Source organism: Niastella yeongjuensis, from assembly GCF_900110245.1.
Taxonomy (GTDB): Bacteria; Bacteroidota; Bacteroidia; order Chitinophagales; family Chitinophagaceae; genus Niastella; species Niastella yeongjuensis.
The window spans coordinates 1-20,330 of record NZ_FOCZ01000011.1 but is presented as its reverse complement, the minus strand read 5'-3'; the positions used below and the strand labels follow the sequence as shown (position 1 = coordinate 20,330).

General features: G+C 39.7%; 20 protein-coding genes. 14 read left to right on the top strand and 6 right to left on the bottom strand.

Features of this window, described 5'->3' with window-relative positions; genetic code table 11:
• Window positions 1–77: 77 nt before the first annotated feature.
• A complete protein-coding gene (gene cmk / locus BMX95_RS25100; protein ID WP_081197689.1) occupies window positions 78–770 on the top strand; it encodes a (d)CMP kinase in 693 nt (230 codons plus the stop codon).
• A 414-nt stretch (window positions 771–1,184) separates the two neighbouring features.
• On the top strand, window positions 1,185–2,663 hold the full coding sequence (locus BMX95_RS25095) for a T9SS type A sorting domain-containing protein (protein ID WP_081197690.1): 1,479 nt from the start codon (window positions 1,185–1,187) through the stop codon (window positions 2,661–2,663).
• 58 nt (window positions 2,664–2,721) lie between these two features.
• On the opposite strand, the gene BMX95_RS34620 is transcribed toward BMX95_RS25095, so the two are convergent.
• A complete protein-coding gene (locus tag BMX95_RS34620) occupies window positions 2,722–2,910 on the bottom strand; it encodes a hypothetical protein (protein WP_133053847.1) in 189 nt (62 codons plus the stop codon).
• Between the two features lie 238 nt (window positions 2,911–3,148).
• On the opposite strand from BMX95_RS34620, the gene BMX95_RS25090 reads away from it, so the two are divergent.
• From BMX95_RS25090 to BMX95_RS25080, 3 genes are all read left to right on the top strand, one after another.
• The gene (locus BMX95_RS25090) at window positions 3,149–4,327 is read left to right on the top strand and encodes a THUMP domain-containing class I SAM-dependent RNA methyltransferase (RefSeq protein WP_081197691.1); all 1,179 of its coding nucleotides are present in this window, start codon (window positions 3,149–3,151) and stop codon (window positions 4,325–4,327) included.
• Window positions 4,328–4,499: 172 nt separating this feature from the next.
• The gene (locus tag BMX95_RS25085) at window positions 4,500–4,907 is read left to right on the top strand and encodes a hypothetical protein (protein ID WP_081197692.1); all 408 of its coding nucleotides are present in this window, start codon (window positions 4,500–4,502) and stop codon (window positions 4,905–4,907) included.
• A gap of 598 nt (window positions 4,908–5,505) precedes the next feature.
• The gene (locus tag BMX95_RS25080) at window positions 5,506–6,816 is read left to right on the top strand and encodes an ATP-binding protein (RefSeq protein ID WP_081197693.1); all 1,311 of its coding nucleotides are present in this window, start codon (window positions 5,506–5,508) and stop codon (window positions 6,814–6,816) included.
• A gap of 662 nt (window positions 6,817–7,478) precedes the next feature.
• Here the strand turns inward: BMX95_RS25080 and BMX95_RS25075 are convergent.
• The 3 genes from BMX95_RS25075 to BMX95_RS25060 all read right to left on the bottom strand — a co-directional run bounded on the left by BMX95_RS25075 (window position 7,479) and on the right by BMX95_RS25060 (window position 9,561).
• The gene (locus BMX95_RS25075; RefSeq protein ID WP_081203645.1) at window positions 7,479–8,348 is read right to left on the bottom strand and encodes a nucleotidyl transferase AbiEii/AbiGii toxin family protein; all 870 of its coding nucleotides are present in this window, start codon (window positions 8,346–8,348) and stop codon (window positions 7,479–7,481) included.
• The gene (locus tag BMX95_RS25070; protein ID WP_133054045.1) at window positions 8,345–8,629 is read right to left on the bottom strand and encodes a hypothetical protein; all 285 of its coding nucleotides are present in this window, start codon (window positions 8,627–8,629) and stop codon (window positions 8,345–8,347) included. The genes BMX95_RS25075 and BMX95_RS25070 overlap by 4 nt, the downstream gene beginning before the upstream one ends.
• A 362-nt stretch (window positions 8,630–8,991) precedes the next feature.
• On the bottom strand, window positions 8,992–9,561 hold the full coding sequence (locus BMX95_RS25060; protein WP_090519613.1) for a dihydrofolate reductase family protein: 570 nt from the start codon (window positions 9,559–9,561) through the stop codon (window positions 8,992–8,994).
• 216 nt (window positions 9,562–9,777) lie between these two features.
• Here BMX95_RS25060 and BMX95_RS35090 point away from each other — a divergent pair, with 216 nt between their 5' ends.
• The 3 genes from BMX95_RS35090 (at window position 9,778) to BMX95_RS25050 (ending at window position 11,976) form a co-directional block, all read left to right on the top strand.
• On the top strand, window positions 9,778–9,939 hold the full coding sequence (locus tag BMX95_RS35090) for a hypothetical protein (protein ID WP_177193722.1): 162 nt from the start codon (window positions 9,778–9,780) through the stop codon (window positions 9,937–9,939).
• Window positions 9,935–10,885 carry a DnaB-like helicase C-terminal domain-containing protein gene (locus BMX95_RS35555; RefSeq protein WP_262493614.1) on the top strand — a complete coding sequence of 317 codons (951 nt, stop codon included), beginning with the start codon at window positions 9,935–9,937 and terminating at the stop codon, window positions 10,883–10,885. The genes BMX95_RS35090 and BMX95_RS35555 overlap by 5 nt, the downstream gene beginning before the upstream one ends.
• Before the next feature lie 446 nt (window positions 10,886–11,331).
• On the top strand, window positions 11,332–11,976 hold the full coding sequence (locus BMX95_RS25050) for a hypothetical protein (protein ID WP_133054003.1): 645 nt from the start codon (window positions 11,332–11,334) through the stop codon (window positions 11,974–11,976).
• A gap of 384 nt (window positions 11,977–12,360) precedes the next feature.
• Here BMX95_RS25050 and BMX95_RS25045 read toward each other — a convergent pair whose 3' ends face one another.
• Together BMX95_RS25045 and BMX95_RS25035 are read right to left on the bottom strand one after the other, a co-directional pair.
• On the bottom strand, window positions 12,361–12,606 hold the full coding sequence (locus BMX95_RS25045) for a hypothetical protein (RefSeq protein ID WP_081203076.1): 246 nt from the start codon (window positions 12,604–12,606) through the stop codon (window positions 12,361–12,363).
• A 601-nt stretch (window positions 12,607–13,207) separates the two neighbouring features.
• Window positions 13,208–13,510, bottom strand: a complete 303-nt coding sequence (locus BMX95_RS25035) for a helix-turn-helix domain-containing protein (RefSeq protein ID WP_081203074.1) — start codon at window positions 13,508–13,510, stop codon at window positions 13,208–13,210.
• A gap of 471 nt (window positions 13,511–13,981) precedes the next feature.
• Here BMX95_RS25035 and BMX95_RS35075 point away from each other — a divergent pair, with 471 nt between their 5' ends.
• The 6 genes from BMX95_RS35075 to tnpA form a co-directional block, all read left to right on the top strand.
• A complete protein-coding gene (locus BMX95_RS35075) occupies window positions 13,982–14,926 on the top strand; it encodes a hypothetical protein (protein WP_177193721.1) in 945 nt (314 codons plus the stop codon).
• A 58-nt stretch (window positions 14,927–14,984) separates the two neighbouring features.
• The gene (locus tag BMX95_RS25025) at window positions 14,985–15,575 is read left to right on the top strand and encodes a hypothetical protein (RefSeq protein ID WP_081203073.1); all 591 of its coding nucleotides are present in this window, start codon (window positions 14,985–14,987) and stop codon (window positions 15,573–15,575) included.
• 66 nt (window positions 15,576–15,641) lie between these two features.
• Window positions 15,642–15,857 (top strand): hypothetical protein, encoded by a 216-nt coding sequence (locus BMX95_RS25020; RefSeq protein WP_081203072.1) that lies wholly within the window; start codon window positions 15,642–15,644, stop codon window positions 15,855–15,857.
• A gap of 743 nt (window positions 15,858–16,600) precedes the next feature.
• Window positions 16,601–18,757 carry an RHS repeat domain-containing protein gene (locus BMX95_RS25015; RefSeq protein ID WP_081203071.1) on the top strand — a complete coding sequence of 719 codons (2,157 nt, stop codon included), beginning with the start codon at window positions 16,601–16,603 and terminating at the stop codon, window positions 18,755–18,757.
• Between the two features lie 15 nt (window positions 18,758–18,772).
• Window positions 18,773–19,510, top strand: coding sequence for a DUF2310 family Zn-ribbon-containing protein (locus tag BMX95_RS25010; protein ID WP_081203070.1), 738 nt, complete (start codon window positions 18,773–18,775; stop codon window positions 19,508–19,510).
• Window positions 19,511–20,047: 537 nt separating this feature from the next.
• Window positions 20,048–20,330 (top strand): IS66 family insertion sequence element accessory protein TnpA (gene tnpA, locus BMX95_RS25005; RefSeq protein WP_218149832.1); only part of this gene is annotated, 283 nt, incomplete at its 3' end.

Below are 20,330 nucleotides of genomic sequence, written 5' to 3'. Positions count from 1 at the left end.
CCTCTGCTAACCATACAGTTGTCCCCAACTAACATTTTCATCTGTGCTCTCTGTGGACTATTTTTGCAACAATGTCTATGCAACATAAGATCATAATCACCATCGACGGGTGGTCATCTTGCGGAAAAAGTACACTGGCCAAACAGCTGGCCCGTGAGTTAGGGTACATATATATTGACAGCGGGGCCATGTACCGGGCCATCACCCTCTATTTTCTGCGTAACCACGTTGACTGGACGCATCCCGAGATCGTGCATGAGGCTATGCAGCATATTAAGCTCACGTTTATGTCGAACCACAAAACGGGTCAAAGTGAAATGCACCTGAACGGGGAGAACGTGGAATACGTGATCCGCGACCTGGTAGTAGCCGAAAAGGTGAGCGAGGTGGCAGCCATCAGGGAAGTGCGGGAGTTTGCCGTTCGGCAACAGCAGGACATGGGTAAAAACCGGGGCATTGTAATGGATGGCCGCGATATAGGCACCGTGGTATTCCCTCATGCCGAACTGAAGATCTTTATGACTGCCGATAACGAGATCCGGGTAAAACGCCGTTTCCAGGAACTGTATGAAAAGAACCCTAACGTTACCATGGAGGAAGTAAGGGCCAACCTGGAGATGCGCGATTATATTGATTCTCATCGCGAAGTAAGCCCATTGCGTAAGGCTGATGATGCCCTGGAACTCGATAACTCCCACCTTACCATAAAAGAACAGCTGGAGATAGCCAAGAAATGGGTGCATGAACGGCTGCCGGCTACTGCGGTTTAAATATTGAGTTATGCTACATCAACTATACAACCCTGACCGTTAGCGTCAGGGTTTTTCTTTTCCTCATTTATTATCGGCTTGTTCTAAGTCAATTAAGTATTTCTACTATTGCAGATATGATAAACGCATATTACTTTTGAATTATACGAAACGTATACAGTCCAATCTTTCGCAAAACCTCCATAATTGATTGTTCTCCTTTGTAAAAGTATTCCAGGTATTCTCTGAACAGCTGTATTAAGCGCTATTACCGTCGCTTCACTACCACATTAATCAATAACACATCATAACAAATTTATTTGCTCCGCAAGGGCGGCGTACAGGATACTCTTGCTCTTTACCCTTTGAAAATAGTAAAAGCCAATATACCGCGGTGAACCATCCCCCTATTCCCTAACCACAAAATGATTTTTTATGAAGCGGTATTTACTATTCGTACTCTTTATTGCAGCATCGATTGCTGCACAGGCCCAGTTGGAAGAAGATTTTGATCCGGCGCCTTCAGGCTGGATCTTATCACAAGGCGCCAGTTTTAATTCGTTTAATGGTAATGCAGTTGTTAATACACCGGGCGTTGGCGGTAATAACCCGGCTAATATCGGGACGCCCATAGTGAAGAAAACCTCCAATACAGTAAAAGTTTGCTTTGATATCTGGGCAATCGATGCAAGTGGTAATAATGGAACAAAACCATTTCCCACACCTACGTATGCCGATATACTGTTTGTAACATCAAATGTCACTTCTTCAAATGATGCGGAAACACCAGACAACATTTATGCGCGGCAAAACAATTATGCATTGCCCACCAGTGGAGGTACCACCTGTTTTACATTCACTTTTCCGGCGGGAGTAACTGCTCCTGATTTTAAAGTGTTTATATCATTTCATGCAGATGGCAAGCAACCTGGTACTAAATATATTCTGGATAATGTATCGATCAGCGGGGTGGCGCTTATCTGTGGAGGAACTAACTGTGCGCCCGTAGCGTTGAATGATGTATTTAACCGGGTAAGCGGAACTGAGACTTCATTTAATGGGGCATTGTATGGTTCCAACATAAATTACCCCGGTGGTTTTATTGTAGATGCTACCGGTACCGATAACGACCAGAATGATGCGTATGCTGAGTTGCAATGGTCGGCATTAACACAGCCTGCTTTTGGTGGTACTGTTACGGTAAACGCAAATGGAACCTTTACTGCTACCCGCAGTTCAACCAGTGTTACCCAGTTGACATTTACTTACCGGTTAACGGATAACGGTCCGGATAATGACTTTAGCACCACTACTGATAACATGTATGATGATGCCACGGTGACCATCAACTGGCCACCAGCCGGAGCACTTCCGGTAACCCTGGTTGATTTCAATGGCACCCGCGATGGGTCGACTGTGAACTTAACCTGGGCAACCAAAATGGAAATTGACAATACCGGGTTTGAAATACAACGAAGCAACAACGGCAGTGTCTTTGAAACGGTGGGATTTGTGGCTACCAAAGCAAGCGGCGGCAATAGCAGCATGCCAATAAACTATCAGTACAAAGAAACCAATACGGCTACAGGCAATACCTGGTATCGGTTGGTGCAGGTAGATAAAAATGGCGCCCGCACAGTATCACCTGTTAAAGGCGTACGCGGGATGGAAGACAATGCGAGGATGACGGTTTATCCCAACCCGGCCCGGTCAGGCAACATGAATGTATTGTTTAGCAGCAGTGCAATCCGCAATATTGTGATCACGGACCTGAGTGGAAAAATCGTGAAGCAATGGAACGATTATCACAACGATAATATGGTGATCAGTGGATTGAAAACAGGTGTGTATGTACTCATTGCCACCAAAAAAGAGAGCAGCGAAAGACAAATGCAGAAGATTGTGGTTTTATAGGTATAAACAGAAAAGAGTTCCCGACGGTTGGTCGGGGCTCTTTTGCTTTTAGTAACATTTACCTGCAAACGCCACAGGAGCCACCGTTCTTGGCACAATGACCGCAATACTTGCAGTTTTTACAGGCGGTGCAATACCTGGACCCTTTGCAAGTGGCGTGATGTTTTTCGTTGAAAGCATAACTGGTAAATACAGTGCCAATGGCGGCAACAGCTACCAGGCCTGAGATGACAAGCATTCGTTTCATAAAGTGTAATTAAGGGCGCAATGGTAGCTTATATTTACTGTTCTTCCTATTGACGAAAGACAAGATCGGTTATAGGTTGCATTATGGTGATGTGTAACAGGCTATTGCAAAAAGGAGCGTAAGGATTTGTTGATGAAGATCAAGCGCGATGCAGCAGAGTTGGTGTAGTGGATTGCGAGAGATGGGAATTATTGTGTAGTTTTGCTACAACCAAACTGAAGTTTTACTTTCGCGCAGCATGAATATTTACACTACCCCAGGAATTGTTACCGTCACCTGTCATAAGCGAACTATGCTTTATCTGGAACAGGAGGTAAAAGAGCTTGGCTTTGAGCCGATAGAAACTTTTGTTACCGGTTTAAAGTTAAAAGCAACGGTGAATGAATGTATCCGGCTCAATTTGAACCTTCGTTGCGCCAGCCAGGTGTTGTATAGTCTCCAATCCTTTAAGGCACGTAATGCCGATGATGTATATAATAATCTTGTCCACTATCCCTGGGAAGATATCTTACCTGATGGCATTTATTTTTCCATTACCAGTAATGTGAGCAACGACAGTATCAATAACAGTATGTACGCCAACCTGCGCGTGAAGGATGCCGTCATCGACAGACTGCGCGAAAAAAGAGGCACCCGTCCTTCCACCGGTTCTGCATTAACAGGTGCAGTGATCCATTTATTTTGGAGAGATGAAGACGCTGAAGTTTTTGTTGATACCTCGGGTGATTCTTTGGCCCGTCATGGGTACCGTAAAATACCTGGTCAGGCGCCGATGCTGGAATCACTGGCGGCTGCCACTATTTATGCGTCTCGTTGGGACAGGGTGAGTCCCTTTGTGAACCCGATGTGTGGTTCGGGTACTATTGCTATCGAAGCTGCAATGATCGCCACCAATCGCAGGCCCGGTTTGTTCAGGACCAACTATGCATTTATGCACCTGCAGAATTATGATGAGCAGGTATACCTGCAAGAGGATGCCCGCCTGGAAGAGCAGATCAAAGAGGTGCCAGGTCTTCGTATCATTGCTACCGATTACAGTGCCAAAGCTGTTGAGAATGCCCGTAAGAATGCAGTGGCTGCCGGTGTGGCCAACCTCATAGAATTTGCCGTTTGTGATTTTGCTGCAACAGAAGTGCCACCGAATGTGCCGGGGATCTTTTACGTGAATCCGGAATACGGAGAGCGGTTGGGAGAAATAGCTGAACTGGAAAAAACATATAGCCGTATTGGTGACTTTATGAAACAAAAATGCGGTGGTTACTTTGGATATGTATTTACCGGCAATCTTGAACTGGCCAAGAAGATTGGTCTGAAAGCGACACGACGGATAGAATTTTATACCAGTGTTATTGACTGCCGCCTGCTGGAATATGAATTGTACAGTGGAACCCGTTCGGAATCAAAAGGAGCGCTGTAATAGCTTGGGCATCATGGCGACATTTTTATAGAACCCGCTGCTATGGCGGGTTTTAACATTTTGTACAGGCTTTAACCATCCTAAAAACGGGCCTGAGTTGATTTTCACCGGGGTAAAACCCGCCGTATGTTTGCATCATCAAACAACGAAACAAATTTTAAAACATACAATTATGAAAATCGATTCTAACAATTTTGGAAAACTGACAATCGCAGTTCTTGCTTTAGCATTATCCTTCACAACTCCTGCAATGGCGAATGACGGCGGCAAAGGCACTCCAAAGACAGAATTGAAATTCATCGGTGATGTGGAGAATCAACCAGTGTTCGAATTAAACCTGGCCAACAAAGTAGAAGATGAGTATACAGTAACCTTCCGCGATGAATATGGCAATGTATTGTTTAGCGATAAATTTAAAGGTGCTGGTCTTACCAGGAAGTTTATGTTGAAGTCAGATGATTTTAGTGATGCAGTGGTGAATGTAACTGTAAAATCTAAAAGCGGAAATATTACTGAAGTATACTCGATCAACAGAAGCCAGACTTATGTTGAAGAAACGCAGGTGAACAAGGTTAAATAAAACGGCCATCAGTCAATAAATACATACATAGTGTTTTATAGGGCGTCCCGGTTTATCCGGGACGCTTTTTTTATGTGCTCCCGGCACGGGCACAAACTCCAGGGTGTAAGTCCCGAACGCGCCTTGATAGTGTGTAATAGCTAATACTTGATCTGACAGTTGCGGATTTATTTCTATTCAGTTTTATAGGGCCCGGATATAGGGGACCGATTCATTTTCCGAACCAAACCCTTTCAATAATTGAAAATCAATACTCCTATGTTATTCCAATCTATAACAGTCTAAAGGTTCCGGGCATAAAAAAGGCTCACATTGCTGTGAACCTTCTTTAGTGAACCGGATTGGAATTTCTTCAAACCTGCTAAAAGAAGATTTGCGCCAATTATTCAAGATTAAATCTTTGACTTTTAATAATTTATATAGTTTACAGAGGCGATCTACTTTAATCGACAATGACTCGTAAGTTTTTCCGCTGTTCAGGCAATTTCTATAATTTAATTACTAATATTCCATCAACAATTTCAAAATTCCTAATTTTATCATAGTTATATGCCATTTATGTGATTTATATCACAATAGAAGTACATAACACTGACCTATACAAAAAAGATTAACAGACTGGAAACAAAGCCCGGATCGGAAACCTCTCATATTGCAAGGGGCCAGGCAAGTAGGCAAGACCTGGTTACTGAAGCATTTTGGTGCATCTGAATTTGAAACTGCGGCTTATTTTAACTTCGAAGAACAACCAGATCTAAAGCAGTTCTTTGAAAACACCAAAGATGTACCACGCATTATACAAAACTTGTCTTTGGTTCATGGGCAAGCCATATTACCACAAAAAACGCTTGTTATATTTGATGAAATCCAGGAATGCAATGATGCGCTGAATGCACTAAAATACTTTTGTGAAAATGCTCCTGAATATGCAGTTGCATGTGCTGGTTCCTTGCTGGGAGTAACGATGTCGCGGGGCAATTCCTTCCCCGTGGGAAAAGTTGATTTTCTGCAACTAAATCCGGTCTGTTTCTCAGAGTTCTTGTCTGCTGCCGACCCTAGATTATTTTCCTTTTTGGAAAGCATTAATCAAATTGAGCCACTGCCTGATATTTTCTTTCATCCGCTGGTTGACAAGTTAAAGATGTTCTTCATTTGCGGAGGAATGCCGGAAGCAGTAGTAGCATTATTAGAAAAACAGGACACAGCAAAAACGCAGCAGGTGTTGCAAAACATAATCAATGCTTATGCTCTTGATTTTTCAAAACATGCAGAAAATAAAGACATTCCAAAAATTAATCATCTTTGGTCTTCCATCCCTTCTCAATTAGCAAGGGATAATAAAAAATTCCTTTATCAGTCTGTAAAAAATGGGGCACGTGCGCGTGAATATGAAGATGCATTGCTCTGGCTTTCGCATGCAGGGTTGGTACACCGCATTTTCCGGATTTCAAAGCCAGGTTTGCCACTTTCGGCCTATGATGATCTTTCGGCATTCAAGCTTTATTTGATCGATGTAGGATTACTACGAAGACTTTCACTTTTGGATCCGATAGCAATAAGGGAGGGAAATCGGTTATTTACGGAGTTTAAAGGTGCACTGAGTGAAAATTATATATTGCAACATCTAATTGCAAACTTCGAGGGAAATCCGCGTTACTGGACATCGGGAAACCAGGCAGAAGTTGATTTTGTAATTCAGGTAAAGAATGAAATCGTTCCGATAGAAGTAAAATCAGACGAAAACATACGTAGTAAAAGCCTTACCGTTTATAACGACCTTTATCAACCGCCTATTCGCATCCGGTATTCATTAAAAAACTTAAAAAAAGATGATGGCTTAATCAATATCCCATTATTTATGGTTGATTATACTGATAAATTACTTGAGCTTTCAAACATGAATGCATAAAAGTCAATTAATATATAGTAGTAACCTGATTATCTTGGGATATCCGACTTGTTTAGTAATCTTATGCAATAATAATAGGTAAATAGACCTGAATGGAATACATTAAGAAAGAGTACGATTTTTTTATTAGCCACGCTTCAGAAGATAAAGAACTATTTGTAAGACCACTCGCAAAGCTGTCAGGCGCCGATGCTGGAATCATTGGCAGCTGCCACTAACAAGGTTAAATAAAATGGCCATCAGTCAATAAATACATACATAGTGTTTTATAGGGCGTCCCGGTTTATCCGCGACGCTTTTTTTATTGGCATCTCCGGGAGAATAAAACGATATAAAAAGCTTTTGTATCACCAGCGAAATCAGCTGTGCAACGATCCCACGTGTCTGTAAGTATTTAGGAGTACGCCAGTTGGTGTGGTCTTCGTGCTAACAAATTCCAGCTTGCGGGCAGCTCCAATCTTAATGCAATCTATCCAGCTCAAATAAGCAAGTCGAAATTAGTTGAACTCATCCAAGTTGCCTATGGCAGGTTTGTTGGCCCTTATGACCTAGAAGCTGGTATTGTAATTGACCAATTGAAGGATCTTTCTCAAAAAATAGCTGCTGGGAAAATTCGTTAAACAAAAACGCCCTGTCTCCGAAGCGTTCGCGTAGTATATACTTTAATAATCCGCATCACCTTTAAAATAGATCAGTTTGGCTATGTCAGTAAAATATTTAGGTGACCAGATATCCAGTTTCGTATAGTCTTTAATAAAAGGCAGTACATCTTCTTTTACCTGCTTCATAGATACGGAGCTGATTTTTTCAATCAACAGGGTAAAAAAATCTTCTTTTTTCATGGTATCTGAATGCCAGTTACCGCTGTCTTTTGCGCGTACAGCCAAATGCTCCAGGTGTAAGGGGATACGTTTTATGATATACCATTCCATATCATACCAGTCTCTCCCCTTAACCCGATTGCCCCATTTACGGAAAAGCAAAGCATGCATCTTTCCTGCAAACAGATCCGGCAATTGGTAACATTTGGTATAAAATGAAAACGGCTTTACTAACAGGTTCTCTTCTGTTTGAAAACCTGGTGGCGGCTTCTTATCTACCTCCAGTTTTATTTTAATAGCTGGGTTTATTTTATCAATCTTTTCCTGCGGTATAATTGCTTTCAATGTAATTTCCTGCCAAGCTGTATCAGATTTCAGGAATGCAGAATCTACATTGCTCTGCTTTGTTTTTTCCTTTTTTGTAACACTTACTTCTATTCCGAGCGCTATGAATTCCCTCGCCATACCATCCAGATATGGCTGAAGGGAAAATTCAGAATTCACTTCCAGCAATGAAAAATAAAGGTCTTCCGAAAAACGATCCAGCCCATGAAAAATCCGTAAGGCCGTACCCCCATAAAATGCAGCCACTTCAAAAAACTTACTTCGCTGTAACCCTGCAAGGGCAATCTCTTGCATGATCTCGCGCAATGCCTGCTGTGCCTCTGCTTTATTCTTTGGTTTGTACTCCTCCATCCATTCTCTGATCATATTGTATCCAGTGTTTTAATCAACATAACTAAACTACTTTTTTTATGTGCATCAGCTATCCAGCTCATCATTGCGCTCCTGTCCAAATTCCGCAATGCTTCGCGCTCAATGCGCAGGTCTTCCTCCAAAAAAAGTTGCGTCTGCCTGATGCTTCGAAGAAGTACAGCCGTTCTTACGACAATGATATCGCATATCGCTTTTTCTGGGCTGGCCATTAATACAGTTTCATTCGTTGCGGATTGCACCATCTTGATCCCGTAACTGTAATAAGGTAATCTCATTCGTATATATTGGAATAGTCCTACAGGTGTACGAAACGTCTTGGTCGAACCGGTTGTCATTGATGAAACCGTGGTTACCTGCTCTGGTATCAGCCCCCAATATGAAAGTGCCGCTTCCAGCGAAATATAACTTGGTCCATATATATGATTGGCTAACCTTTAGATCAAATCTTACAAATTGCCTGTTTAAGGATTACCTATTTGTAGCCAAACGGGAAGAAGAAGGCGAACATTTAACTGTACATGAGGAGCAAAGTGAAGGTTATGCTACAGCAAAACTCAAATACTTAAACAATGAGAAACTCTCCTTTCATACCAGGGAGAATAAAACGATATAAAAAGCTTTTATATCACCAGCGAAATCAGCTGTTCAACGATCCCACGTGTCTGTAAGTATTTAGGAGTACGCCAGTTGGTGTGGTCTTCGTGCTAACAAATTCCAGCTTGCGGGCATCAAAGCTATCCGATAAAAGGCGTTTGCCGCGGCCCAATAATACGGGGTATACGATTAGGATAACATCGTCTATCAATCCTGCGTCGAGCAGCAAAGACGTCAGTGATATACTTCCCGAAAGTACCAGGTCTGGGCCGTCTGTCAACTTGAGTTTGCGAACTCCCTCTATAATATCCTCGCCCAAATCCATCACTGGTCCCCATTCAAGGCTTTCAGGTCTGTGGGTTGCTACGTATTTGGTTGCAGCGTTTATAGCGTTCGCCATCGGAAAATCACCCGCATTGGGCCAGTAGCCTAGCCACTCGTCGTACGTGCGGCGACCAATCAGCAGGTCAAAGCCGGCGCCATATGCCTCAAGAAGCATAGCCATCCCAGCAGGGGTTCGATACGGCGCAGTCCATGCGCCATTCGCATAGTTTTTGTCGTGCTCAATAACACCATCAAGCGAGATATGTTCGAAAATTCTGATCTTCCTCATTTTAGTTCTATTTAGTTTAATGATTGTTCAAATTTAATGCGGACCAGCCTCTTGCGTGAGGTGTAAACACGACATTATAGGGGTGTCTTTTGCCATTTTATTATTGTTTAGCTTAGATGGCACACGGCGAATACTTTCAATAGCGCAAAGGCTGTGATGGTGTGATCCGAGATCGTACGAAATGCATATGATGATTCTAACGATGCCTTTCAACTGTTGGATCTGGCTGAGCAACAGCTGATGCGTATCGGTAGCAGCCATGTGCATGGCGATGTAATGGGCATGGATACGGTGATGGTAAACACGATCCCCGGATTGACGAGTGGCGTAAACAGGACAGTCCTGTTACCGGTGTTCCTTCGGGCTATGAACAATTAGACCGGGCACCCGTGGCTGGCAGCGATCCGACCTGATCATTCTTGCTGCCAGGCCATCGGTGGGTAAAACCTCATTTGCCCTACGGTTGGCACGTAATGCCGCACTCAATCCAGTTAAACCAGTACCGCTTGCTATATGGTCGCTGGAAATGGATGATGTGCTGCTGGGGTTGCGCATGCTGGCGGTAGAAAGCCGGATAATGCTCTACTTTCTTCAAACTGGTCGTTTAGAAGACGAGGATATGGCCAGGTTATACCGCACCGGTATACAAACCTTGGCTGGCACAAAGATCTTCGTTGACGATGAACCAGGTCTTAATCTGTTGAAGTTACGGGCCAAAGCCCGCCAGCTGAAAAGGAGATTTGATATCGGCCTCATCCTGGTTGATTACTTACAGTTGATGAGTGATGTTGATAACAGGGGGAACCGTGAACAGGAAATTTCGCGCATCAGCCGCGGCCTGAAGTTGCTGGCGAAGGAGTTGGGTATACCGGTGATTGCGCTTTCTCAATTAAGCCGTGATCTAGAGAAGCGGACCTTGAGCTTTTCTAAATCTAAATTTCTTAAGGCATATGCGTACGATGGCAAGGCTGTAAACCTCAGTAATAATTACCGCCGGATGGCAAATTTCTGCCGGCAAATGGAGAAGAAATATAATCTGCGGGAGGTGCTAAATCCGCGGAAATTTTTATCGAAGGAGCAACGCCTGATACCTCGTCAGGACATGCGAAAAGAACGGTTAAAAAACGATATTCGGGACACCCTGCAGCATGTTACAAAGTACCAAGAATTCGAGCAGAAAATGAAATCATTGGGCTACTCGGTTTTAAAAGGTCGGGGCATTTCTTTTATTGACGATAAAAAGGTAAATATTAAGGGTAGTGAAGTGGGTTTTTCTCTGTCAACAATTGAACGCATTTTGGAGCTGCGGCAGAAAATAGAATAGTGCCGCAAGTAAAATTCAGCAGCTTATCGAAAAGTGTATGCGGGAGATCAGGCTTACAATTAGTACCAGTCTAAATAAACACAAACCAGGCAGATTCCAGTTGTTTTTGGAGTCGAAAAATAAATGGTGGGTGGTAGTGACTATTTTAGGAATCTTCCTGCTGACATACGCCTTTTTCCTTTTTGTATATTTCCTCGCCAAGTCAGCATAATCGGTTAGGGTAGGTGGTATCGCTAAATGTGTCAAATATGTAACTTTCTTTTGAAAACTCTGGATGATATGGAACAACAAAGGGAATCTATATTTTTGAGGTATGGAGGAGCTGAAAAACTCACCATAGGGGTAACCAGATGGGCGTATTTAAGAATTTAAAGCGGAAGTCAGTAAACGATAACGGTTTTAGGTTAGTAGTAATTCATAAACAGTTTCTTATTAATAGGTCAAAAATGAATAAAATAAAGGGTCTCTTTATTCTGTCTATAGTATCCTGTAATTTAAGTAAAGAAGGAAAGATATATCAGGACTTTTCAAATAAGTATCACGTTGAAATTAAAAAAAATGACAATGGTGTAACCATTGATTCGACATATACCTTATTTGATTTTAATGAACCTTCAAAAGTGAATCAGTACGGATTTATGAAAGATGGGTTTCGTAACGGATTGTGGAGTTACAACATGAGCTCTACCGGACAAGTATTAAAATGGGGACATTATAAAGACTCGGTTCTCAATTTTGAAACCAATTTAATATCGGAAATAGATTCAATTAAAAATGTGGGTGTATTTACAAAAATTTTATATAGGATGCCTGATGATACAATAATAGTATCCATTGGTGTTAATACACCATTTAAAGACTCTTTAGCACATAATAATTTTCAAACTCTTCAAAAAGCCGAATTTTCCAAAATGGGAGTGGCGCCAGTTTACTTTCAAACCAAAAAGGTAACTAATGGAGATAATGAGATTTATTATAGCGACGTTAAAATAAATATACCAACGACTAAACAAATTAAGTTTATTACAGATGCATATTGTTTTTTGGATGAAGATCTGTTTGTCGAAATCACCTTAAGTCATATAAATTGAGCATAATATTGTACCCAATCTGCTGTATGAGGGAATAATCACAAATTTTTTCCTCCAGGGCAAAAGATTTTTCGATCCGTTTAAGCCTTCTTCTGTTAGTTATCCTAATTGGACAAAGAACGGTGAGAATTCTTGGCGAAGTAAATAAAGTTCCCTATAAAGTAAGCTCGTAAAAGGCGGAATTCGACGAATTATCTGTCCAAAATTTTCGCCTTTTACATTAGTGCATTCCTGTTGCAATCTTTCCAAATTATTTGTAATTCTAAAAATGGATTTCAGTCTGTCTTTGTTTATTGTTGTCAAGTTTTGAGGTGTCGCACTACGCTTACAGGCAATACTTTAAATATATATGGCGTTACTCCAGCAACTCAGTGTTATAACCATTTAGTCAAGCTCAATTGCATACAGCTCGTTTCCATTTGCTTTCTGTCTGTATGCGTCAACGGTTAAATCTTGGATTTCATCAAAGAAATCAACACTTGAAAGGTCTGGTACTAAAAGTATGTCAACGCCATTAAGTAGCGATGATATAGTTTTAGCCAAAAGATTAAACTCATTACGTAATCGTCCATCTCTTTTGTAAGTATTCCAATGCAGAGAACTATCAAAAGTTACCAGATTTGGTGTCATGAAATGTAGTGTCAGATTGTCTTTTTCTAAAAGAGCTAAATCTTCTATACTCCATCAGTTGTTAATGAATTATTCAGCTTTTCGTTTCCATAAATTCATTAAGGTCAATCTACCCATATTTGGCGTGCTCCAATGCCATTGTCCTGATAAAGTATTGATTAAACTATGCTGCAAATAGTCAGGAAGGTTTAGGATTGCTTCCGGTGTCAATCTATGTTCAATAAATGCATTTACGTCCTGTCCCATTATTCTATCTATTGGTTTGGGTATTGCCAAAGATGTTCGAGTCTTGCAATTGATTATTCTACTTCTACGTTATATACGAATTCTAGCCCACCGTCCAAAAAAAGTTCGATATTAAAAGGGCTTTCAAATTTCATGAACCAACTGTCTTTCTTAAGGCTTTCACAGATCTGTTTAGTGATTTTTCCTATAATAACCATTAGTAAGACTTTGATGTCTTTTGTATGCTTGTTAAAGTTTGGAAAAATGTTTCCCATATTCCAAGTAATGCTTTCGAATTGTCCCGTTTCCTCTACCAGGAAATTCAATCTGATTTATTTTATTGATTAATGTCAGCATGTAGAATAATCTATGACGATCAGGATTTTTTCTGTTTATCCTTTTTAGATTTGGATTTGTAATTCAATATCTCACATAAATCCAAATCTAATACCTCCGCTATGGCGATTAAAGTCAATATCGTCGAATTAGATTGTCCTTTCTCAATAGCACTTATTTGAGTATGCTTTACACGGGCTACCTTTGCTAGGTCCCGGAGACTAATACCTGGTTTGTCTAATGATCTTTTCTTGCCTTCCGGTCCCATATACACCATACGGGCATTATATAGCTTTTCGCCTATTGATTTTAATATTTCCGCGCTTTTGATACTGTCCAGCATAGATGATTTATTAAGCTGGAAGATGCCTCAAATTGAATAAATTATTTGTTCCATTATTTGGGTACAAAAATTCCTTTTATTAAATTTGAGTATCCAATCATAATTAATAAGGTAGATCTATGGAAGTCAATACAGATAAGCACTTGGTAAATTTATTGATGCCGCCTTAACCCACGCTTTACCATAAAATATTAAGATACTGATGGCAATTCGCTAATATACCTGTAACAGAAAAAGGTCGAAAATTTTTACGGACACAGGTAAGTTCAGCAAATTGCTCACCTTAAGGGTGGGCTTTGCTTGCTTATGTGTCCCAGGGAATTCGACCTCCCTCTGTTACTAAGCAATGTCAAGGCTCATTCTTTTTTATTTATATCCAGCCTTAACAGTTGCCCATATTCGCGAGTCCTTCCAGTTACATATTTACATATAACTCAGCCTCACTCTTCGCATAATCTTAAATTAAAATGCATGGAAACTCCATTAATCAATTCCACTCCAGCTGCAGGTTTTATTGGTAAATCCTACAACAAGCATCCCCACTTGTTTAACCAGCCTCTACGCCTCACTGAAGAAGAGTTAAATAATCCAATACTTATTCTTAATGATTTTTTCCAAACTTATCATTTGAATGAAACCCGGGAAGTATTATGGCAATGGCTTACTGCGGTTATATCAAGCCAAAGCAGCATTTCAAGCGAGCCGCTTGAGCGAAGCAATCATTTCTATTTTTATGAAAAATTAGAAGAGGTTATTGAAGGTGCTTTTGTTATGAAAACAAACCAACCAGCAGCAGAACTGAATACTACTTCAAAAGATAGCGTTAATTCAATCCGGCCAATACATCCGGAAACAACTGCAGTAGCCGGTGAAATCTTTAATAAGGGAAAACGGCTAATTGAATATGTGAATGATGATCCCTTATTTGTAATAAAAGAAGTATTTAATCCTGGTAAATGGTCCATAAATTATTTAAAAGAATTGGTAGAAATTGGATTGATTTCAGAGGATGATGCCTACAGTGATTCAGATGATCGACAGAATTTAGTCAATTTTAAGGATCATCTACTTTTGCTTGTTGAATCATTGTATATAATCAATCTGCAAAGAATTTCAGATTCAGCTAAAAAAGAATGGAGTCTTAAAGTCTATACACCTCACCTTCTTAGTGAGAAACAAGTTGCCAATCCTACGGAAGTAATAGTGATGTTTTTTGAAAAATATCCTATGGTATACATCATGAGGGAATTGGAAGATTTGTTGGAGGCTGGAATTAGCCATACTGGTCCATGGAAAGAAGAAATTACCTGTCCCTGGCATGTTTTTGATACATACCGAAATGTCCTTTGCCTTATAAAGTCTGCCGAACAGTTTTTGATAAAAGATTTTTCAACCCATTCTGATAGTGGAGAATGATAAGGCCGATAGTCATACCGTATAACCCTTTAAGTGATCCTTATTATAAACATGCGCTATGAAATGGAGACTCGCGCCATATGAGGAACGGATTATGAGAAAATTACCAGCAATCTCAATGTATGAAAATGAATATTTGAAACAGAAATATCGGTATCCTGTTTGGGGAGTTGCTGAGATATTAAAAAAGGGCAATGATAAATTAATAAAATCAGAAGCCTTTTTGCATGAGATGTTTTTTGAGTTTTACTGGGACCAACAATGCCATAAAATAACGGACATAGATGCATTAGAAGATTGGCTGGTAAGATATTCTTATACAGAAGCGGAATTATTTGGAATTAAGATCAATGCCATGGAAATGTTGATCGAAAAGGAAATAGCTTACAGGAGAGTTTTTCGTGCTCGCTTCTTTGATGCCATGAATCGTAAATACAGTCAGGAATGTTTTGAGAAGGCTGTTAAAACAGGTATTAGTAAGCCCGCATATGTTGTTCGAAATGCTTTTGAAACTACAGAAAACTGGCATCCTGAACTTTTTGAGGATGAAGGGAATTTTATCAAAACAGTCGAAGGAATTATAAATGATTATTGCAAATTAGAGAACTGTAAAGAAATCACAATGAGCGTAGATAAACCAGGATATTAAGAACTAATGCCGTTAACCGGCTTTATGAATACGTGAAAATTTAAATACCTTACAAATTATCCAATTATGAAACTTAGTCAAAAAGCACTCAAAGCAATAAACAACCCCGTTACACGCCGGCGCTTAATGGACGGATTGGATTGCACTGAATTTACTATTTCAAGATATATTCAAAAGAATAGTGACAATCTTACTAAGGCGGCGGCCATGCAGGTGATCAGGGAGGTAACTGGTTGGCCTGACAATGAAATTTTAGAAGAAGCAGTGATCAAAATAAACTAGCCATTCAGGAATGCCACTGTTTTAATAAGTCTACTTATCAGAACCAACCAGAAGCCTCGGTATGTCTGCATTATGGTTGTTAAATTGGAGTATTTTTTAAGAGCAGGCAGATAATTGTCATGAAGAAGGTGCTAAATAGCTATTGACGTTAGGTGTATTTAGTATTAATTTGCTTTTAAAAGTTAATTTTGGCTATCAAAGTTTTATTAAATATATTGATATGGTTAATCCCCTAACTGCTGCCATTATGAGTAAGATTGTTCAAGGCTCACTTTTTGAGCAAGATATATAGCCGAAATCAGTAAAATGGAAAATGGCCTGCAAAATTTGGAGTTTTTTACCTTGTCCAAACTTGCTTTCATTTTAAAAGTGGAAATTCAGGAATTCTTTAAGTTTGATCTTTTGCCGCCAGAAAATAACCCGAAATAATTTTCCTGGATATTATTGCATGAATTTGAATTAAAGCGGAAGCCATTGCCGAACTTGCAGAAGCGTTGGATGTTGAGATGAGTGAATTATTTCAATTTGCAATAAACCTTTCTAAAAAAGAAAAAGGTAACGTGCAGGCAAATAGGACAATTAGGAAAAGAAATAATATTTCTAAATGCCCTGGCAAAAAGTTTCTGGGAAAAGATTTTCCCAACTTTTCAACCTGATATTTTTTCTTGTGAATTATTAAAGTGTTAGCAGCTTAAGTTAAACTAGGTTATTGTTGTTAATTTGTCTTTCAATAACCCCTTACTATGAAAAAGCTATTGCTGCTTATATCGTTTATAATTCTTTTTCTTTATTCTTTCACTCAAACTGATGTTCAGCGGGATAACAGGGTAAACCCTGTTTTGAAAAGCGCCCTTGCTGCAAGAAGCGGTTATTATATTTACGGTAGTGCAAGTGGCTCCTCGTTTATTAATATCGCCGTATTAAATCAGGCAACATATACATTATGCTGGTTCACCTGCCATGGGCGGTTATTTGATTCCACGAAACTTACTGCCCAGGAGTTTGAACAGGTAACTTCAAAACAAGTAGATCCATTTCTGTTATATCAAAACATTTGTGATAAATACCTGACTGATATTGCTGCTGCTAAAGATGTTTACCGGGTATATGGCGATATCCAGCTGTTTGATAAATTGAATGGCAACTATCGGGCACTGTTTGCAATGGAAACTGTGCAGGCAGCCAAAACCCGATTGCAAAAATTAATAGCAATAGAAAATATCAGGAAGAAGATTCTCACGCAACTGACTTATTTGAATTGTGTAAGCCCATTTAATCTGCAGGATGCACCGCTTTATAAAATCAGTAAGGAGCAGGCGGGCGTCATGATACAATCCCAGGATAGCACCGTATATTATAATGTTGATCCTACAAGCGCTGTTGCTAAAATTAGTTTGTATAAAAAGTCTGCAGGACAGCTTTACGTCCAGAACCGGTTTTCTGAAATAATTGACAGCGTGGCTCTACAACCTGAAAAGTATGATCTTTTACAGAAAGAAAAGGTAGATGTCTTTCTGTTATATCGGGGGTGGTTAGAGATGCAATGGCAGGGGACCTTGTCAGCAATAAGACGGCAAAGTGCCAGGCTATACAATCAGGTCAGTGTTCAAAGTGAAAAAGAAGTTAAAGAACTCTACAGCCAACTAAATGCTATTGGTGCAAAGATCAATCAATTGAGTTTGCCCGAGGCGAAAAGCATAGAGCAGGCTGTTTGTGATACCTATAAAAATGAAAAATCTGAGATAGCTTATATGCCCTTATTGGGTATAGCGTATGAGCTGATTGAAAAAAGGGGCCAGAAAGAATATGAGTTAACTAACCACTTAGGGAATGTACTGGTTACAGTGACTGACAAGAAAATTGGCGTACCTTCCGGATCGGGTAGTTCTTTGATTGATCACTATGAACCGGATATTGTAAGTGCACAGGATTATTATCCGTTTGGGATGTTGCAGCCGGGTCGCTCTTATCTTTCTCCCAACGGAGATAAGTACAGGTACGGATTTAATGGTAAAGAGAATGATAACGAGGTGAAAGGAGATGGAAATCAGCAGGATTATGGAATGCGGGTGTATGATCCAAGATTGGGGAAGTTTTTGTCAGTTGATCCGTTGACCACGAAGTTTCCGGAATTGACGCCTTATCAGTTCGCAAGCAATAGTCCTATAGTCGCAATTGATCTTGATGGTGCTGAATGGACTTTGCCTAATTGGTTCCGTTGGAGATTTCCCAAAATTGAACTGCCACAGATCTATATTCCTGCACCTCCTACTATTCCTCTTCCTCCCATAGTAATACCTAATCCTGTAAACTCTCCAACGCAATTGCCCCCTACTACTTTACAACCATCAATTCCTGAATGGGAAAGTATAGATTTGACCGATCCCAATTCAATAAAGATTCCAGGATCAGACCTTGAGTATGTACCAGATGCTCCATATGTCCCATCCTGGATGAAGGAAAACGGGTTGACTATAAAGAGAGCCTCGGCGTATAGGCCAGGGGAATATGATGATGCAGAATGGAAGGGCGGTTATAAAGATAAAAAGACAGGAAAAGAATTAAAAGGTGGTAAAAGTAAAGACGATGTTCCGGAATGGGCACGCGGATATAGGCCAAGAAAAGGAGAAAAAGGTGAAGATTTCTCGAAACGTCTTTTAGATAAAAAATATGGACCGGGTAACTGGAAGAAAGGACCCGCAACAGAATTTAATAAGATTAAAAAATTTGGAGATTCTGATTTTAAAACCGTAATACCACTTCCAGGTCCTCAATTTCAAGATTTAAAAGAAAAAAGTGAGGAGTATAATAAAAGAATTAAAGAGGCTAAAGAAAAAGTAATTGAACAAACAGAACAACAAAATGAAATGAAGAAATATTCGGATAATAAAGGGAGTTAATTTAAAATAAGATAAATGGAGAATATTATTCAAGTTAAATTTTTAACGAGCCGGTTAGATTTATTTGATTTTGAAATAGCTGTGGATTTTCTTCGAAGCTTGAAGGATAATGGTCAGGTGATAGACTTTTTCAGATATCCTATAGGTAAGAATGGTAATTTAGAAATGAATGCTTTGACGATCGATGTAGAGTCAGTTAATGAGTTCAATAATAGTAGTGGAGTAAATAATATAATAAATAAAATGTTGCAGGAATTTGATGTTCGGGTCGTTTACGAAATCATTTCCAAGGGCGATAATAAAGTGGAAAAGAATATCGAGTCAGTTAAAGAGTTTGTTTTGTATTACGGTGGATATTCTCCCTTAAAATCACTTGATAATTTTATTGATATTCCATTGTACTTTATTCCTCCTACATCAGAAGATGGATCAAATCGGTCTAATATTATACAGTGGGAACGTGATTATGAAGCAATATATCATTTGTGGTTTAGAGGAAATTTTAACGAAGAGTATTTTTATGATCAGTTGTCAAATTATAATAGCGGGTTGTCAACACATGGCATTGAAGTAGCAGGAATTATTGGCAAAACAACAGGAAAGAATTGTTATTATTATTTATATCGCTATCCTATAGATGAAAATAATAATGAAATAGAAAATTGCCCTAAATGTAATCAGCCCTGGAAATTAGACTCAAAGCTTTTTGATGTTTTTGAATACAAATGTAAAAATTGTTTATTGATCTCTTAACATTCATTGCCTCAGGGCCTGAAGCGGGAGTGTAAATTAAACTGTGTCATTTAATAATTCGAAGAACAAATGTCATCTCCAGTCCATCTTATGCCATGAATAAAAAAGTAATACTTTGATGACCTTTTGCAATGAAGTATAAAAGCAGGTAAGGCCAATAAAAATGGTTAACTTCATTTACTCAAAAGCTCTTTAAACTTTCCGGGAACTTTTGTTTGCAAATTGTTTGCAAATTTTGAAAACCGGGGCAATTGGGGGAAAACAGCGGTTGTAAAAATGGCCGTAGAAATTAGTCTGCTGAAGATAGTAAATTGAAATAGTCAAGATTTGATCTGACAATTTTGGATGAAAAGGCTCTTAATACTTGGAATGGAATTCTAAACAACTAGTATTGATCCAATTAGTAAGCAGAAAGTTACAAAGGAAGAATTAGCGGCAGCTAAAAGTGCTTCGCAATTATTTGACAGTATCCTCTCGACCAAGTACATCTCTTTAAAGAGCAAAAGGAACATTAGCTTAGCTCATTAAAAGCAGTGTATGGAATCGATAGCCAAACCTAAGAAGGCTAAATTTTTCAGGAGCAAGCAGGAAATCGAGCTGTTATTGCGGGATTGGGAAAAGAGCGGACTGAGCGTAAAAGCTTTCTGCGCTGGTTTACATATTGCGGAAGGTACTTTCTATAATTGGAAGGCCAGACTCTCAAAAGGTACGAAAGTGACCGAGAAGGGAGGTTTTGCACCTATTGAAATTGTACCATCTGCTGGTAACGGATTGTTTGCAGAGGTAGGACATATAAAGATATACCAGCCGGTAAGCGCTG

Coding starts and splice junctions, on each gene's coding strand:
- cmk (WP_081197689.1), top strand. CDS start 78: ATGCAACATAAGATCATAATCACCATCGACGGGTGGTCATCTTGCGGA.
- BMX95_RS25095 (WP_081197690.1), top strand. CDS start 1,185: ATGAAGCGGTATTTACTATTCGTACTCTTTATTGCAGCATCGATTGCT.
- BMX95_RS34620 (WP_133053847.1), bottom strand. CDS start 2,910: ATGAAACGAATGCTTGTCATCTCAGGCCTGGTAGCTGTTGCCGCCATT.
- BMX95_RS25090 (WP_081197691.1), top strand. CDS start 3,149: ATGAATATTTACACTACCCCAGGAATTGTTACCGTCACCTGTCATAAG.
- BMX95_RS25085 (WP_081197692.1), top strand. CDS start 4,500: ATGAAAATCGATTCTAACAATTTTGGAAAACTGACAATCGCAGTTCTT.
- BMX95_RS25075 (WP_081203645.1), bottom strand. CDS start 8,348: ATGATCAGAGAATGGATGGAGGAGTACAAACCAAAGAATAAAGCAGAG.
- BMX95_RS25070 (WP_133054045.1), bottom strand. CDS start 8,629: ATGAGATTACCTTATTACAGTTACGGGATCAAGATGGTGCAATCCGCA.
- BMX95_RS25060 (WP_090519613.1), bottom strand. CDS start 9,561: ATGAGGAAGATCAGAATTTTCGAACATATCTCGCTTGATGGTGTTATT.
- BMX95_RS25050 (WP_133054003.1), top strand. CDS start 11,332: ATGAATAAAATAAAGGGTCTCTTTATTCTGTCTATAGTATCCTGTAAT.
- BMX95_RS25045 (WP_081203076.1), bottom strand. CDS start 12,606: ATGACACCAAATCTGGTAACTTTTGATAGTTCTCTGCATTGGAATACT.
- BMX95_RS25035 (WP_081203074.1), bottom strand. CDS start 13,510: ATGCTGGACAGTATCAAAAGCGCGGAAATATTAAAATCAATAGGCGAA.
- BMX95_RS35075 (WP_177193721.1), top strand. CDS start 13,982: ATGGAAACTCCATTAATCAATTCCACTCCAGCTGCAGGTTTTATTGGT.
- BMX95_RS25025 (WP_081203073.1), top strand. CDS start 14,985: ATGAAATGGAGACTCGCGCCATATGAGGAACGGATTATGAGAAAATTA.
- BMX95_RS25020 (WP_081203072.1), top strand. CDS start 15,642: ATGAAACTTAGTCAAAAAGCACTCAAAGCAATAAACAACCCCGTTACA.
- BMX95_RS25015 (WP_081203071.1), top strand. CDS start 16,601: ATGAAAAAGCTATTGCTGCTTATATCGTTTATAATTCTTTTTCTTTAT.
- BMX95_RS25010 (WP_081203070.1), top strand. CDS start 18,773: ATGGAGAATATTATTCAAGTTAAATTTTTAACGAGCCGGTTAGATTTA.